Origin of the sequence: Arthrobacter sp. FW305-BF8 (assembly GCF_021789315.1) — a bacterium.
GTDB lineage: Bacteria > Actinomycetota > Actinomycetes > Actinomycetales > Micrococcaceae > Arthrobacter.
In genome coordinates this window covers 761,783-774,954 of the sequence record NZ_CP084561.1, presented here as the reverse complement: position 1 = coordinate 774,954, position 13,172 = coordinate 761,783, and the positions used below count along the sequence as shown (strand labels likewise).

Annotated in this window: 17 protein-coding genes; 14 read left to right on the top strand and 3 right to left on the bottom strand. The window is 68.0% G+C overall.

Features of this window, described 5'->3' with window-relative positions; genetic code table 11:
- Positions 1–53: 53 nt before the first annotated feature.
- On the top strand, positions 54–1,007 hold the full coding sequence (locus tag LFT45_RS03585; RefSeq protein WP_236808935.1) for an RluA family pseudouridine synthase: 954 nt from the start codon (positions 54–56) through the stop codon (positions 1,005–1,007).
- Positions 1,008–1,038: 31 nt separating this feature from the next.
- Here LFT45_RS03585 and LFT45_RS03580 read toward each other — a convergent pair whose 3' ends face one another.
- A complete protein-coding gene (locus LFT45_RS03580) occupies positions 1,039–1,578 on the bottom strand; it encodes an O-acetyl-ADP-ribose deacetylase (RefSeq protein ID WP_236806668.1) in 540 nt (179 codons plus the stop codon).
- A gap of 148 nt (positions 1,579–1,726) precedes the next feature.
- Here LFT45_RS03580 and LFT45_RS03575 point away from each other — a divergent pair, with 148 nt between their 5' ends.
- Positions 1,727–2,371: a DedA family protein gene (locus tag LFT45_RS03575; RefSeq protein WP_236806666.1), complete on the top strand. Its 645-nt coding sequence runs from the start codon at positions 1,727–1,729 to the stop codon at positions 2,369–2,371.
- 18 nt (positions 2,372–2,389) lie between these two features.
- Here LFT45_RS03575 and LFT45_RS03570 read toward each other — a convergent pair whose 3' ends face one another.
- Positions 2,390–2,695, bottom strand: a complete 306-nt coding sequence (locus tag LFT45_RS03570) for a hypothetical protein (RefSeq protein WP_236806664.1) — start codon at positions 2,693–2,695, stop codon at positions 2,390–2,392.
- 174 nt (positions 2,696–2,869) lie between these two features.
- Between LFT45_RS03570 and LFT45_RS03565 the strand changes: the two genes are divergently transcribed.
- The 12 genes from LFT45_RS03565 to LFT45_RS03515 are packed head-to-tail and all read left to right on the top strand — an operon-like array spanning position 2,870 to position 12,322.
- Positions 2,870–3,199, top strand: coding sequence for a hydrogenase maturation nickel metallochaperone HypA/HybF (locus LFT45_RS03565; protein ID WP_236806663.1), 330 nt, complete (start codon positions 2,870–2,872; stop codon positions 3,197–3,199).
- Between the two features lie 3 nt (positions 3,200–3,202).
- Positions 3,203–4,099: a hydrogenase nickel incorporation protein HypB gene (hypB, locus tag LFT45_RS03560; protein ID WP_236806661.1), complete on the top strand. Its 897-nt coding sequence runs from the start codon at positions 3,203–3,205 to the stop codon at positions 4,097–4,099.
- Positions 4,100–4,129: 30 nt separating this feature from the next.
- On the top strand, positions 4,130–5,188 hold the full coding sequence (locus LFT45_RS03555; RefSeq protein WP_190604541.1) for a hydrogenase expression protein HypE: 1,059 nt from the start codon (positions 4,130–4,132) through the stop codon (positions 5,186–5,188).
- A gap of 30 nt (positions 5,189–5,218) precedes the next feature.
- Positions 5,219–7,012 carry a nickel-dependent hydrogenase large subunit gene (locus LFT45_RS03550; RefSeq protein WP_236806660.1) on the top strand — a complete coding sequence of 598 codons (1,794 nt, stop codon included), beginning with the start codon at positions 5,219–5,221 and terminating at the stop codon, positions 7,010–7,012.
- A gap of 3 nt (positions 7,013–7,015) precedes the next feature.
- Positions 7,016–8,254 (top strand): NifU family protein, encoded by a 1,239-nt coding sequence (locus LFT45_RS23235; protein ID WP_272912739.1) that lies wholly within the window; start codon positions 7,016–7,018, stop codon positions 8,252–8,254.
- A gap of 1 nt (position 8,255) precedes the next feature.
- A complete protein-coding gene (locus LFT45_RS03540; RefSeq protein WP_236806659.1) occupies positions 8,256–8,969 on the top strand; it encodes a DUF5947 family protein in 714 nt (237 codons plus the stop codon).
- A complete protein-coding gene (locus LFT45_RS03535; protein WP_236806658.1) occupies positions 8,966–9,619 on the top strand; it encodes a DUF6084 family protein in 654 nt (217 codons plus the stop codon). The genes LFT45_RS03540 and LFT45_RS03535 overlap by 4 nt, the downstream gene beginning before the upstream one ends.
- On the top strand, positions 9,616–11,013 hold the full coding sequence (locus tag LFT45_RS03530) for a phage tail assembly protein (RefSeq protein ID WP_236806657.1): 1,398 nt from the start codon (positions 9,616–9,618) through the stop codon (positions 11,011–11,013). Before LFT45_RS03535 ends, LFT45_RS03530 begins: the two co-directional genes overlap by 4 nt.
- On the top strand, positions 11,013–11,132 hold the full coding sequence (locus tag LFT45_RS23420) for a DUF6893 family small protein (protein ID WP_373427236.1): 120 nt from the start codon (positions 11,013–11,015) through the stop codon (positions 11,130–11,132). The genes LFT45_RS03530 and LFT45_RS23420 overlap by 1 nt, the downstream gene beginning before the upstream one ends.
- Entirely contained in the window at positions 11,129–11,638 is a 510-nt protein-coding gene (locus tag LFT45_RS03525; protein ID WP_236806656.1) for a hydrogenase maturation protease, read from the top strand. The genes LFT45_RS23420 and LFT45_RS03525 overlap by 4 nt, the downstream gene beginning before the upstream one ends.
- A 14-nt stretch (positions 11,639–11,652) precedes the next feature.
- Positions 11,653–11,958 carry a HypC/HybG/HupF family hydrogenase formation chaperone gene (locus LFT45_RS03520; RefSeq protein ID WP_236806654.1) on the top strand — a complete coding sequence of 102 codons (306 nt, stop codon included), beginning with the start codon at positions 11,653–11,655 and terminating at the stop codon, positions 11,956–11,958.
- Entirely contained in the window at positions 11,936–12,322 is a 387-nt protein-coding gene (locus tag LFT45_RS03515) for a hypothetical protein (protein ID WP_236806653.1), read from the top strand. Before LFT45_RS03520 ends, LFT45_RS03515 begins: the two co-directional genes overlap by 23 nt.
- Positions 12,323–12,388: 66 nt before the next feature.
- Here LFT45_RS03515 and LFT45_RS03510 read toward each other — a convergent pair whose 3' ends face one another.
- The gene (locus LFT45_RS03510) at positions 12,389–13,162 is read right to left on the bottom strand and encodes a DUF6390 family protein (RefSeq protein ID WP_236806651.1); all 774 of its coding nucleotides are present in this window, start codon (positions 13,160–13,162) and stop codon (positions 12,389–12,391) included.
- Between the last annotated feature and the right edge of the window lie 10 nt (positions 13,163–13,172).

The following is a 13,172-nucleotide window of genomic DNA, read 5'->3' as shown; positions in this document are numbered from 1 at the left end:
CGAAACGGGGCTGCAATGAGCAGGAACCGCGCGCAAAGTAGAATGGACCGGTGATGCAATCCCCCCTTCCCGTGCGCGACGGCGTGAACGCGACGCGTCTGCGCCTCCCGGACGAGGGCCCGTGGGACACCGCAATGGACTACATGATGCACCGCTGGGGGCACATCGACCCCCAAGGCATCGAGGACCGGTTCGACGCCGGCGAGATCGTGGGCGAGGGCGGCATCCCCCTGCACCGCGGCACCCGGCTCGAGGACCACACCTTCATCTGGTACTACCGCACGCTCCCGCCGGAAACCCGGCTGCCTGTGGAGCTGAACATCCTGCACCAGGACGAGCACATCCTGGTGGTGGACAAACCGCACTTCCTGCCCACCACCCCCGGCGGCACGTACATCCAGGAATCGGCGCTGGTCCGCCTCCGCAACCAGCTGGACCTCCCGGACCTGATCCCGATGCACCGCCTGGACCGCATGACGGCAGGCATCCTCCTGCTCTCCACCAACCCTGAGACACGGGGTAAGTACCAGGTTCTCTTCGAGAAGCGCCAGGTCCAGAAGGAGTACGAGTGCGTGTCCGCGGCTGAACCGGCTGCCGGACATCCCGCCGTCGACTTCCCGGTGGTGGTCCGCAACCGCATGACGAAGTCCCGCAGCTACCTTCTGGCGGAGGTCATCGACGGCGAGCCGAACGCGGAGACCCGAATTGACCTGCTGCGGACGTTCGACGGCGCTGATGGCGCTGGCCATCCGACAGCCGGGGCAAGACGCCGCGGCCTCTACCGGCTCGAACCGCACTCCGGGAAAACCCACCAGCTACGCGTGCACATGGCTTCTCTGGGGCTGGGCATCCTGCACGATTCGTTCTACCCCGAACTGCTGGACAAGGCGCCCGACGACTACACCAAGCCGCTCCAGCTGCTGGCACGTGGCATCCGGTTCGTGGACCCCATCACTAAGGAACCCGTCGAGTACCGCAGCCGCCTCCAACTCAGCGAAGTCCGCTAGCCAGGCCGACGTCCCAGCCGAACCTAATCCGCTAGGGAGCACGTTCAAGGACATACCGAAAGTCCGCCACGGTTTCCGGGCCAAAAAGCACGAACTCCACCAACTCCACGCCCTGCTCTCCGCCTTCTTCGTAGCGTGCGGCGTACGATCGGACGGCGTCGAATGCCACCCGCGCCACCTGGCGGGCGTCCCAGCCGTAGACCCCCGCGCCTACCGCGGGAAAGGCCAGCGACCGGACACCCAGGCCCTCGGCAACCCGCAGGCTCTCGGTAAAACAGGACGCGAGCAGCGCGGGGTTGGTCTGCCCGGCGTGGCGGTTGGGCCCGACGGTGTGGATGACCCAGCGGGCCGGCAGCCCGAACCCCGGGGTGGCCACGGCAGCGCCCACCGGCAGACCGTCCTGGAGGGTCGTTGCCCGCAGCTCGCGGCAGGCCGCCAGCAGTTCCGGCCCGGCGGCCCGATGGATCGCCCCGTCCACGCCCCCGCCGCCCAGCAGCGAAGAGTTGGCGGCATTTACCACAGCGTCCACCGGCCGTCCGGTGATGTCACCCTCAACGATCTCTATCCGCATGGAGCCAGTGTGGCATTGCGAACCGTCCAGGGCGTAGGGCTCCGCCACGCATAGGTGTTCCGCCACGCATAGGAGTTCCGTCGGGTGTAGGAGTTCCGCCAACTGTCCGCCCCGCGCGTTCCCGCTCCGTGTGGGGTACGTTGTGCAAATGGACTTCGGCAATCCGGACACGTGGAGCACGGCGATCTACTTCTGGATCATTCCGGCCGTCCTGGGCGATGCCATTTTTCCGCCCATCCCGTCCGAGATGGTCCTGATCACGGGCGGTGCCCTGTCTGCCGAGGGACGGGCAAACCTGTTCCTGGTGGGCTTCCTGTCCGCCTCCGCGTCGTGGCTGGGCGACGTTGTGGTGTTCCAGCTGTTCAAGCGCCGGCTGAGCCACATCCTGGACCGTTGGACGTGGGGCCGGAAGATCCACCGCGGCATCCACGAGGCCATCGCCAAGGCGGGCCGGTCCTCCGCTTACGGCACCATCATCGGGGCTCGGTTTATCCCGGGAGGGCGGCTCGCGACATCGGCCGCCGCAGGCATCGCCGACGTCTCCACCCGGGGCTTCAGCCTGTGCGCCGGGCTGGGAGCGGTGCTGTGGGCGACGTGGCTCGTGGGCCTCGGCTTCTTCACGGGCTCCGCAACGGGGCTGCCCTTTTGGGCGAGTTCGCTGATCGGTGTGGCCGTTGGCCTGGTGATTGGCGCCGTCGTGGGTCTGATCGTCACGCGCCGGCAGGGCGACCGCTCCCCCGTGGACGAGCCGGGCGGTGCCCCCGAGCCGGGCACCCAGGCCCCGGGCGCCTAAGCTTTCAACACGTAAGCGTTAGACGGGCGCCCAGCGGCCGCGGCTGCGGCGGAGTACCGAAAGCGAGCCTGTCAGCGCAACGCGTTCGACGGCGTCGCGCATCACTGCTGCCGATTCCCGCGCCGCGCTGTTCTCACCGTTGTATTCGGTGGGCTCCACGAGGAAGCGCAGGTTAAGCTGCGGCACGCCCCCGGCCAGTTCCAGCTGGTGCGACTCCACATGATGCCGCGACCCCAGCGCCTCCACGGCGGTGTCCATTACGGCTTCGGGAGGGTTGCCCGGCTTCAGCCCGGTGATCTTGAGTCTGGTCTGAAAGGACGGCATCCTCCAACCCTAGCGAAGGGTGGGAAGGACACAGCGCGAACGGACACCTGTGGCCCCAAAATCCGGCTCCGGCAGGGCCGTAGCTGTCCGTTCGAACCGGCGAACGGCGGGCGGAAATCCGGACGGTTGCGTTTTCTCTGGCGCGAGCCTATCTTGGCAAAAAGGGGCGCGATCATGCACGAACTCTCCATCACGCAGGGCCTTGTCGACGCCGTTCTGGACCGCACAGGTGAACGGACGGTCACTGCGGTCAACCTTAGGATCGGTCCCCTTTCCGGCGTACTGGCTGATGCCGTGCGTTTTTGTTTTGACGTGGCAGCGGCCGGCACCCCGCTGGCTGGCGCGCGGCTGCAGATCGACGAACCGCGGGGCCGCGGACGGTGCCGCAGCTGCCAGGACGAATTCACCCTGAGCGATCTCATTCTGCTTTGCCCTTGCGGAAGCGCGGACGTCGAAGTCCTCAGCGGCCGCGAGCTGATGCTGATGTCCGTGGAGGTGGCATAGGGCATGTGTACAACATGCGGTTGCGGCGACGAGGCCGGCACCCGCATTTCAAACCTCGCAGGCGAACTGCACACACCCGGGCAGGGGCACCCGCACAGCCACACCGATGAGCACGGGCGCACGTACACCCACGACCACTCCCCCCAAGGGCACACGGACGGGCACCACCATGCGGCGGCGGGCCCAGAAACCATCGTGCTCGAGCAGAATCTGCTGGCCAAGAACAACCTGCTGGCCGCCACGAACCGCGGCTGGCTTGCCGGCCGGGGGGTGCGGGCTTTCAACGTCATGAGTTCACCGGGTGCCGGCAAGACCACCCTCCTGGTCCGCACGCTGACCGAACTGGGCAGGCGCCTGGACGCGCGAGTCATCGAAGGGGACCAGGAGACGTCCCTCGACGCTGACCGCATCCGCGCCACCGGGCGCCCGGTCATCCAGATCAACACGGGAGCCGGCTGCCATCTCGACGCCGACATGCTGCGGCACGGCCTCGACGCGCTGTCGCCAGAGCCGGGCTCCACGGTCTTCATTGAAAATGTGGGCAACCTCGTCTGCCCCGCGCTGTTTGACCTCGGCGAAACGGCCAAGGTGGTGATCGTCTCGGTAACGGAAGGTGATGACAAACCCCAGAAATACCCGCACATGTTCATGGCAGCCGACCTCGTGATCGTCAACAAGTCGGACCTGCTCCCCTACGTCGAGTTCGACGTCGACCGATGCCTGCACCGGATCCGGCAGATCAATCCGCGGGCCGAATTCCTCACGCTGTCCGCCGCCACCGGCGAAGGCCTCGCCGCCTGGTACGGCTGGCTCGACGGCGCCACCCCCCAAGCGGCGGCGCCAACCTCCGGGACAGCCGCGTCAGAACCCCTGACCGGCACCCTGACACAAGCACACTGAACCCCAGCAGGGGCACTGAAAGAGGCAACGATGCCTACGGAAACTTCCCTCAAGGCCGAAGAAGCCCTTATCCACGTGCTGTGGATCAACGCAGGGCTCAGTTGTGACGGCGACTCGGTGGCCCTGACCGCGGCCACCCAGCCGAGCGTCGAGGAAATCGCCCTCGGGGCGCTGCCCGGCCTGCCGAAGATCGCCATGCACTGGCCACTGATCGACTTTGAATGCGGCCCGCAGGAAGGGGCCGACGACTTCCTGGAATGGTTCCGCAAGGCGGACCGGGGCGAACTTGAACCGTTCGTGCTGGTGGTCGAGGGATCCATTCCCAACGAGAAGCTCCATGACCCCGGCGGCTACTGGTGCGGGTTCGGCAACGACCTCGAGACCGGCCAGCCCATCACCACCAGTGAGTGGCTGGACCGCCTGGCACCCAAGGCCACCGCGATCATTGCCGCCGGAACCTGCGCAACCTACGGCGGCATCCACGCCATGGCCGGCAACCCAACCGGCGCCATGGGTGTGCCGGACTACCTCGGCTACGACTGGAAGTCCAAGGCCGGCATCCCCATCGTGTGCGTGCCCGGATGCCCGATCCAGCCTGACAACCTCTCCGAAACCATGACGTACCTGCTCTATCAGGCCACCGGCCAGGCACCGATGATTCCGCTGGATGAGGCACTGCGACCCACCTGGCTGTTCGGCAAGACGGTCCACGAGGGCTGCGACCGGGCCGGCTACTACGAGCAGGGCGACTTCGCCACCGAGTACGGCTCCCCCAAGTGCATCGTCAAGCTCGGCTGCTGGGGCCCCGTGGTGAAGTGCAACGTGCCTAAGCGCGGGTGGATGAACGGCATCGGCGGTTGCCCCAACGTCGGCGGCATCTGCATCGGCTGCACCATGCCGGGCTTCCCGGACAAGTTCATGCCCTTCATGGATGAGCCTCCCGGCGGCAAGCTTTCCACCAGCACCATCCGGCCCTACGGCTCCGCCATCCGGACGCTCAGGGGCATCACGACGCACACCCTGGACCAGGAGCCCAAGTGGCGCCGGCCCGGACCCGAGCTCCTCACCGGGGCCCGGCGCACCTGGTAACCACCCCATTCCAGACAGGCGAAGAAGACAATGACGTCAACAATTCCCATGGGTTCCGGAAGCGGAGCGGGCAACAGCAACCTGGTGGAAATGAACTGGGATCCCATCACCAGGATCGTCGGCAGCCTCGGCATCTACACAAAGATCGATTTCGAGAACAACCAGGTCGTGGAATGCAAGAGCACTTCCTCGATCTTCCGCGGCTACTCCCTCTTCATGAAAGGCAAGGACCCAAGGGACGCCCACTTCATCACCAGCCGCATCTGCGGGATCTGCGGCGACAACCATGCCACCTGCTCCTGCTATACGCAAAACATGGCTTACGGCGTCAAGCCCCCGAGCCTGGGCGAATGGATCGTCAACCTGGGCGAAGCCGCCGAGTACATGTTCGACCACAACATCTTCCAGGAAAACCTCGTTGGCGTGGACTACTGCGAAAAGATGGTCTCCGAAACGAACCCCGGCGTCCTCGCCAAGGCCGAAAACACCCGGGCACCGCATGAGGCGGACCACGGTTACCGGACCATCGCCGACATCATGCGCTCGCTGAACCCCTTCACCGGCGAGTTCTACCGGGAGGCCCTGCAGGTCAGCCGCGCCACCCGCGAGATGTTCTGCCTCATGGAGGGCCGCCATGTGCACCCCTCCACGCTTTATCCGGGCGGCGTGGGGACGGTGGCCACCATCCAGCTGATGACGGACTACCTCACGCGGCTCATGCGCTACGTGGAGTTCATGAAGAAGGTCGTCCCGATGCACGACGACCTGTTCGATTTCTTCTACGAGGCACTGCCGGGCTATGAGCAGGTGGGGCTGCGGCGGACGCTGCTGGGCTGCTGGGGGTCGCTGCAGGACCCGGACTACTGCAACTTCGAATACAAGGACATGACCGAGTGGGGCCGGAAGATGTTCGTCACCCCGGGCGTGGTGGTGGATGGCAAACTGGTCACCACCGACCTGGTGCGCATCAACCTGGGCCTGCGAATCATGCTCGGCTCTTCGTACTACGAGGACTGGGAAGACCAGGAAATGTTCGTTACCCACGATCCGCTGGGCAACCCGGTGGACCGCAGGCATCCGTGGAACCAGCACACCAACCCGCGGCCGCAGAAGCGCGACCTCTCGGACAAGTACAGCTGGGTCATGTCCCCGCGCTGGTTCGACGGCCAGGACAACCTCGCCCTGGACACCGGCGGCGGCCCACTCGCACGGCTTTGGGCCACGGCGCTCGCCGGACTCGTGGACATCGGCTACCTCAAGGCCACCGGCAGGAGCGTCCAGATCAACCTGCCCAAGACCGCTCTGAAGGGGCCCGTCACGTTCGAGTGGAACATCCCGCAGTGGAGCAACACGCTCGAACGCAACCGCGCCCGCACCTACTTCCAGGCCTACGCCGCGGCTGCGGCGCTGCACTTCGCGGAAAAGGCCCTCGAGGAGATCCGGGCCGGACGCACCAAGACGTGGGAAACCTTCGAGGTCCCGGATGAAGGCATCGGCTGCGGCTTCACCGAGGCGGTCCGCGGAGTCCTGTCCCACCACATGGTGATCCGCGACGGCAAGATCGCCAACTACCACCCCTACCCGCCCACTCCATGGAATGCCAGCCCCACCGACTCCAACGGTGTGGCCGGCCCCTATGAGGACGCGGTCCAGGGGCAGCCGATCTTCGAGGAGAACGACCGCGAGCACTTCAAGGGCATCGACATCATGCGGACCGTCCGCAGCTTCGATCCCTGCCTGCCCTGCGGTGTCCACATGTACCTGGGCAACGGGCAGACGCTGGACATGCTCCACTCCCCCACCCAGACCCTGACCGGCGAGTAGGCCATGCTCGGCGGGGACCGGCCGGCGCTGCAGAGCGGCGACCAAATAGGCACACTCCTTGACGCCCTCGGCGCCGGCGGGGCGGTGGCCCGCGGCCGTGCCGAGGACCTGGTCCGGCAGGTGACAGACCTTTACGGCGCGGGACTGCAGCGGATCATGGAGATCCTGCAGGCCCATGGAAAGCTCGACGACGTCACTCTGGAAGCGCTGACCGCTGACAGCCTGGTGGCCGGCCTCCTGGTGATCCACGGGCTGCACCCCCATTCGCTGGAGGCGCGGGTGGCCGCGGCGCTGGACAGTGTGCGGCCCTACCTCGGCTCCCACGGCGGCGACGTGGAGCTCGAAGGCATCAGTCCCGACGGCGTGGTGCGGCTCAAGCTGCTCGGCACCTGCCAAGGGTGCCCGTCATCGTCCGTCACGCTCAAGTACGCCGTTGAGGAGGCCATCCAGAACGCCGCCCCCGAGGTGACCGCCATCGACGTCGTCGAAGCGGAAAAGCAGCCGGGCGCCCCGGCGCTGATTCCGGTGGATTCGTTGCTGGTCCGGGTGAACAATCCGGCGGGCGGCACGCCCGCCGAATCCTGGCACGACATGTCCGGCGGCACGTGGGAACCGGTTCCGGAGATCGCCGGGCTCGAACCCGGCGAGGTGGCAGGCTTCCTGGTCGGCGGCTACGCGGTGCTGGCCTGCCGGACAGGCCAGGACATCTACGCCTACCGCGACTACTGCCCGCGCTGCACCGGTTCCATGGCCGGCGCCGTGCTGCAGCGCGCCCTCGCGGCACCGGTTGGCGGCGGCCTGCTCACCTGCCCTACCTGCCGCGGCCACTTTGACGTGCGGCGGGCGGGCACCTGCCTCGAGGACAAGGACCTGCACCTGGAGCCGCTTCCGCTGCTGGTCCGGAACGGAGTGATGTCCGTGGCGGTCCCGACGGTGTCCGTGCAGTCCGCGCCGTTGGCGGTTGCCCCGGTACCGGCAGCCCCGGCAGCCGTGACGCCGGTGCAGGCAATCCCGCTGGTGACACCGGCCGGGCTGGAACCCGTCCCGGCGGCGCCTGGACCGGAACCGGCGGAGCCGGCCCCGGCGGAGCCGGCCCCGGCGGAGCCGGCCCCGGTGTCTGCGGCGGTGTCCGTTCAGGCGGCACGTGGACCGGCACCTGCAGCCGGCGTGTCCGTGCCCATCGCGACGCCGGCGCCCGGCATTGCCCCGGAACTGCAGGCAGCCGGCGGACAGGACCGCTGAGATGAACATGGAGAACGGAGGAGGTACAGGGCGCGGCCCGGGAACCGGCCAGGCCAACGGCACCTTGCCGGTGGCCTTGCTGCGGCGGATTTCCGCGAACCGGCCCGCTCCTGCCGCCGGGGAATGCTGCGAAATGTGCGGCGAACCGATTTCCGAGGCACACCAGCACGTGGTGGACTTGGGGAGCCACGCCATGATGTGCACCTGCCGGCCCTGCTACCTCCTCTTCACCGATGCGACCGCCCATCTGCGCTACCGCTCGGTGCCGGACAGATACTTCTCCTTCCCCGGCTTCGATCTCGGCCCTGGGCAGTGGGACGAACTGGAAATTCCGGTGGGCCTGGCGTTTTTCTTCCGCAGTTCCAAGCTCGGGCGCACGGTGGCGTTCTACCCGGGCCCGGCCGGGGCCACCGAATCGGAACTGCCGCTTGCCGCCTGGGACAGCGTGCTGGCCCGCAACCCGGCCCTCGGCCTCGCGGCGCCGGACACGGAGGCGCTGCTGATCCGCGGCCCGGGCCCGGGCAGGGCCGCCGCGGACTGCCACCTCGTTCCGGTGGACGCCTGCTACGAGCTTGTGGGCCGGCTGCGCCGCCTCTGGCGGGGGTTCGACGGCGGCCAGGAGGCACGCGATGAGCTCGCCTCCTTCTTCGACCGGATCAACCGCCGCAGCGTTCCGGCGCCGGCAGATTCCGCCGGCACGGGAGGCTTCCGGTGACCGAGCTTTCCTTCGCCGTGATGGAGATCCGGCCCGAACCCTACGCCGCCGCCCCGCAGCTGACGGCCAGGCTGCAGCTGACGGAAGGCACCGGGGCCGTGGTGCACGCCGTGGCGCTGCGCTGCCAGGTCCGGATCCTGCCCCAGCGCCGCGGGTACGCGCCCGAGGAGGAGACGGGCCTGCTGGACCTATTCGGAGACCGCGGACGCTGGCCCAGCACGCTCAAGTCGTTCATCTGGATGCAGTGCAGCACCATGGTGCAGGGTTTCACGGGCAGCACCGAGGCGGACCTCCCGCTGCCCTGCACGTTTGATTTCGACGTGGCCGCCGCCAAATACCTGCATGCGCTGCGCGACGGCGAGATACCGCTGGAGCTGCTGTTCTCCGGCACCGTGTTCACCAAAGGGCAGACCGGGTTCACGGTGGAACAGGTGCCGTGGGACCTCGAGGCGTCCTACAAACTGCCCGTCGCCGCTTGGCGCAGCCTCATGGACCAGTACTTCCCGAACGCCGGATGGATCCGCCTGGACCGCGACGTCCTGGCAGCACTCGCCCGGTACAAGTCCGCCGAGGGCCTCACGTCGTGGGAATCGGCGGTGGAGAAACTCCTCGCGCAGGCCACCGCGGATGTTTCCGGGGAACGGCCATGAACACCAGTCTGGCCCTTGCCCGGGCCGTCGCGGACGCCGTCCTCTACGAGGGCTACCTGCTCTACCCCTACCGGGCCTCCGCCCAGAAGAACCAGGTCCGCTGGCAGTTCGGGATCCTGGGTCCGCCCGGCGCCGCGGAGGACGGCAGCGGGGAGGAACCGTCCATGTCCGCCGACTGCCTGCTTGCCCCCGGCGCCGAGGCCGGGCTTGAAATCCATTTCCGCTTCCTGCAGCTGCAGACGCGCACGGCAGAAAAAGCGGACGATGGCGGCGGGTTCACTCCCGTGGACAGCCTCACCGTGGGCGGTGCGAACTGGCTGAGCTGGGACGAGGCCGTAGAACAGGAAGTGGGGTTCGGGCCGTTCTCCGTGGCCCAGCTCCGGGCCGGACAGGTCCTGCCGGTGGAGGTACCCGAGGGACTCGACGTCGAGGAACTCAAGGACGACGCCGGGAGGCCGGCCGGCCGGCTGGTGCGCCGCCGTCGTGCTCTCCGCGGAGAACTGCGGCTGCATGCCGCCGAAGATTCCGGCGGGCTGCTGCGGCTCAGCATCACCGCGGCCAACACGGCTCATCCGCTGCCGGCCGGTCCCCTGCCGGCCGGGAACCGGCAGGACGCGGCCGCGGCCTCCTTCATCGGCGCCCACGTGCTGCTCGGCGTGCGGGACGGGGATTTCGTCTCGCTGCTGGACCCGCCCGGGTGGGCACAGCCTGCAGCCGGGCTGTGTTCCCAGCACCGCTGCTGGCCCGTGCTGGCCGGCCCCGAAGGCCAGACCGACGTGCTGCTGATCTCGCCCATCATTCTTTACGATCATCCCGCGGTCGCCCCGGAAAGTTCGGTGGCGCTGTATGACTCCACCGAGATCGACGAGATCCTCACGCTGCGGGTACTGACGCTGACCGACGAGGAAAAGGCCGAGGCGCGGGCGACGGACTCGCGGGCCGCCGCCGTCATCGACCGCTGTGAGGCGATGTCGCCGGAGGACCTGCAGCAGCTGCACGGCGCCCTGCGGAACCCGCGCGCGTTCGCCGCGGATCCCGGTGACTATGCCCCGGCGGAATCGTGGAGCACGGCCAGCCAGGACGTTCCGTGGTGGAATCCGGAGGCGGAGGCCCGTGTCCGGCCGGACCAGGACGCCGTCGTGATCAACGGCGTCGCGGTGGCCCGCGGCAGCCGGGTGCGCGTGCACCCGAACCGGCGCGCCGACGCCCAGGACCTGTTCTTCGGCGGGCAGACCGGGCGGGTCACCAGCGTGCATTTCGACGTCGACGGCAGCACCCACGTCGGGCTCGTCCTCGAGCAGGATCCGGCGGCCGATCTTCACGAGGGCTACGGCCGGTCCTTCTACTACGCCCCTGACGAACTGGAGCCGCTGGAGGGAAAGGAAAACCCGTAATGAAGGCAATAGGAATGGCCACGGTTTCGGTGCTTGCAGCGATGGCACTCTGGGGCATCTACGTCGGAATCCGCGCAGTTCCGGACATCCGGCGGTACATGAAAGTGCGGCGGATGTGACCGCCGGCGGCGTCCTCGTGGCCGGCGTCGGGAACATGTTCCTGCACGACGACGGCTTCGGCCCCGAGGTGGCACGTCACCTCGCCGACCATCCGCAGCCGCTGGCTACCGGCGTCCGCGTGGTGGACTACGGCATCCGCGGCATGCACCTGGCCTACGATCTTTTGGCCGGCGTCGGCACCCTGGTCCTCGTGGACACGGTGCCTGCGGACGGTAGCTGGGCTCCCGGCAGCATCCGCGTGCTACGGGTCAGCGCGGCGGACCTGGACAGCAGGGCCATGCTCGATCCCCACGGCATGGACCCGGCGGCCGTGCTGGGCCGGCTTCGGTCCATGGGCGGCAGCCTGCCGGTGACGTACGTGGTGGGCTGTGTCCCCGCAGACCTGTCCGAAGGCATCGGCCTTTCGCCGGCGGTGGCCGATGCGGTGCCCAAGGCCGCCGCCGCCGTCGAGTCCCTGCTCGGCCGGGCCTCTTCCACTCCAGGCCGGTTTTCCACTTCAAAGTAAGGCGGTGTCCGTACATGTGCCTCGGAATACCCGGCAGGGTCGTTGAACTCCTCGAGGGGTACGGCGGCCAACTGGCACTCGTCGATGTGGCCGGAGTGCACCGGAAGATCAACATCGGGCTGCTGGATGAGGGGCCCCTGGAACCCGGCACCTGGGTCCTGATCCACATGGGCTTCGCGCTGGAACGCGTAGACGCCGCGGGCGCAGAACAGGCCATGGAAGGACTGGAGCTGATGGGCCGCCCTGCGGACACCGGTCCCGGATCCCAGCCCGCACAACCACCACAAGGAGAGCAGCATGTCACCCACGAACCAGCCTGACCCCGCCGACGAGGAAACGGTCGCCGGGAAGGGCGAAGAACAGGGCACCGCGTCGGGCGCCGCAGAGGGCACCGCACCAGGGACAGCCCGGGCCTTCGGCAGCGAACCGCCGCTGAAGGAACCCGCCCAGCCCGGAGCGGACGAAACCCCTGAAGACGCGGCACCGGCTCCGGTTGACGTCGGTGTCAGCACCACCCGCCGGGGCGAGGACGTCATCAAGGAGGAGGGCACCGAACCGGGACGCGAGCACACGGGAACCGATGATTCGCCTGCCGGCCGGCCAGCCGGCGAGTCGTCCGCCCGTGATGCGACGGCCGTCAAGACCCCCGAGCATCCCGACGGTCCGGCGCCGCAGTCACCGTAACCGGCCGCCGTCGCTGGTCGCAGCGTTTGTGGCCGGGCGCTGCTGCCCGGCGCTGATGTTCGAGCGCTAGTGTTCGAGCGCTATGGCTGCGCCGCGGTGTGCGACGCCGCTGTTGGCAATCCGGAGGTGCCGCGCCGTAAAGTGCTTGAGCTGCTGCAGCTGGTGGGTGGAGAGTCGGTCGCACACCCAGTCCCAGTGCAGTGAGACGACGTCGCCCACGGCCAGCCCGGCCACGAAGCCGGTCCCGTTCACGGCGAACTTGGCTGATTCCACCACGGGCTCGCCGATGTCCAGGGCTGTCCCGTCCCACACCAGGGGCCGGGACCGCACGACGGCGTCGTCCCCGGAGATCGCGAGCACCTGCCCCCAGCGGATCCTGCACCTGTCCAGCACGTTCAGCGCGGTGGCGTGCCGGCGTTCGTCGCGGAGCAGGCCCAGCCACGGGTAGATCTCGAACACGTGGAAACTGTGGTGTGGGACCCCGCCCGCCAGCACCCCTTCCACCAGATGCGGGAACTGCCGCCCGGTGCGCGCCCGGAACCTGTCCTCCATGGAATTGCCGAGGTTGGTGATGCCGACGGTATCCAGGAGGCTGTTGCCCACCCAGTAGGCCTCCACCACGCGGGCGTCCAGCGGATCGGCGATGCCATGCGATCCGGCGATCAGTTCGAGGTAGGGCCAGGCGCCGGCAAAGCCCTTGGCAAGTTCGCGGAGCCCCTGGTCCGTGACGCCGGACTGCCCGTAGTGCAGCAGGGCGTCGCTGTCCGGCGGGCCGCAGCTGCCACGTGAATTGGGCGGATAGGCATAGCGGACGAACAACTGGGCACCATCGATAACCATCCCGTGGCCA

Bases quoted from the DNA above. Each gene is read 5' to 3' on its own strand.
- LFT45_RS23235 (WP_272912739.1), top strand. From the start codon at position 7,016: ATGCTCGGCGGGGACCGGCCGGCGCTGCAGAGCGGCGACCAAATAGGC.
- LFT45_RS03580 (WP_236806668.1), bottom strand. From the start codon at position 1,578: ATGCGGATAGAGATCGTTGAGGGTGACATCACCGGACGGCCGGTGGAC.
- LFT45_RS03550 (WP_236806660.1), top strand. From the start codon at position 5,219: ATGACGTCAACAATTCCCATGGGTTCCGGAAGCGGAGCGGGCAACAGC.
- LFT45_RS23420 (WP_373427236.1), top strand. From the start codon at position 11,013: ATGAAGGCAATAGGAATGGCCACGGTTTCGGTGCTTGCAGCGATGGCA.
- LFT45_RS03530 (WP_236806657.1), top strand. From the start codon at position 9,616: ATGAACACCAGTCTGGCCCTTGCCCGGGCCGTCGCGGACGCCGTCCTC.
- LFT45_RS03520 (WP_236806654.1), top strand. From the start codon at position 11,653: ATGTGCCTCGGAATACCCGGCAGGGTCGTTGAACTCCTCGAGGGGTAC.
- LFT45_RS03515 (WP_236806653.1), top strand. From the start codon at position 11,936: ATGTCACCCACGAACCAGCCTGACCCCGCCGACGAGGAAACGGTCGCC.
- LFT45_RS03575 (WP_236806666.1), top strand. From the start codon at position 1,727: ATGGACTTCGGCAATCCGGACACGTGGAGCACGGCGATCTACTTCTGG.
- LFT45_RS03555 (WP_190604541.1), top strand. From the start codon at position 4,130: ATGCCTACGGAAACTTCCCTCAAGGCCGAAGAAGCCCTTATCCACGTG.
- LFT45_RS03510 (WP_236806651.1), bottom strand. From the start codon at position 13,162: ATGGTTATCGATGGTGCCCAGTTGTTCGTCCGCTATGCCTATCCGCCC.
- LFT45_RS03585 (WP_236808935.1), top strand. From the start codon at position 54: ATGCAATCCCCCCTTCCCGTGCGCGACGGCGTGAACGCGACGCGTCTG.
- LFT45_RS03570 (WP_236806664.1), bottom strand. From the start codon at position 2,695: ATGCCGTCCTTTCAGACCAGACTCAAGATCACCGGGCTGAAGCCGGGC.
- LFT45_RS03565 (WP_236806663.1), top strand. From the start codon at position 2,870: ATGCACGAACTCTCCATCACGCAGGGCCTTGTCGACGCCGTTCTGGAC.
- LFT45_RS03540 (WP_236806659.1), top strand. From the start codon at position 8,256: ATGAACATGGAGAACGGAGGAGGTACAGGGCGCGGCCCGGGAACCGGC.
- hypB (WP_236806661.1), top strand. From the start codon at position 3,203: ATGTGTACAACATGCGGTTGCGGCGACGAGGCCGGCACCCGCATTTCA.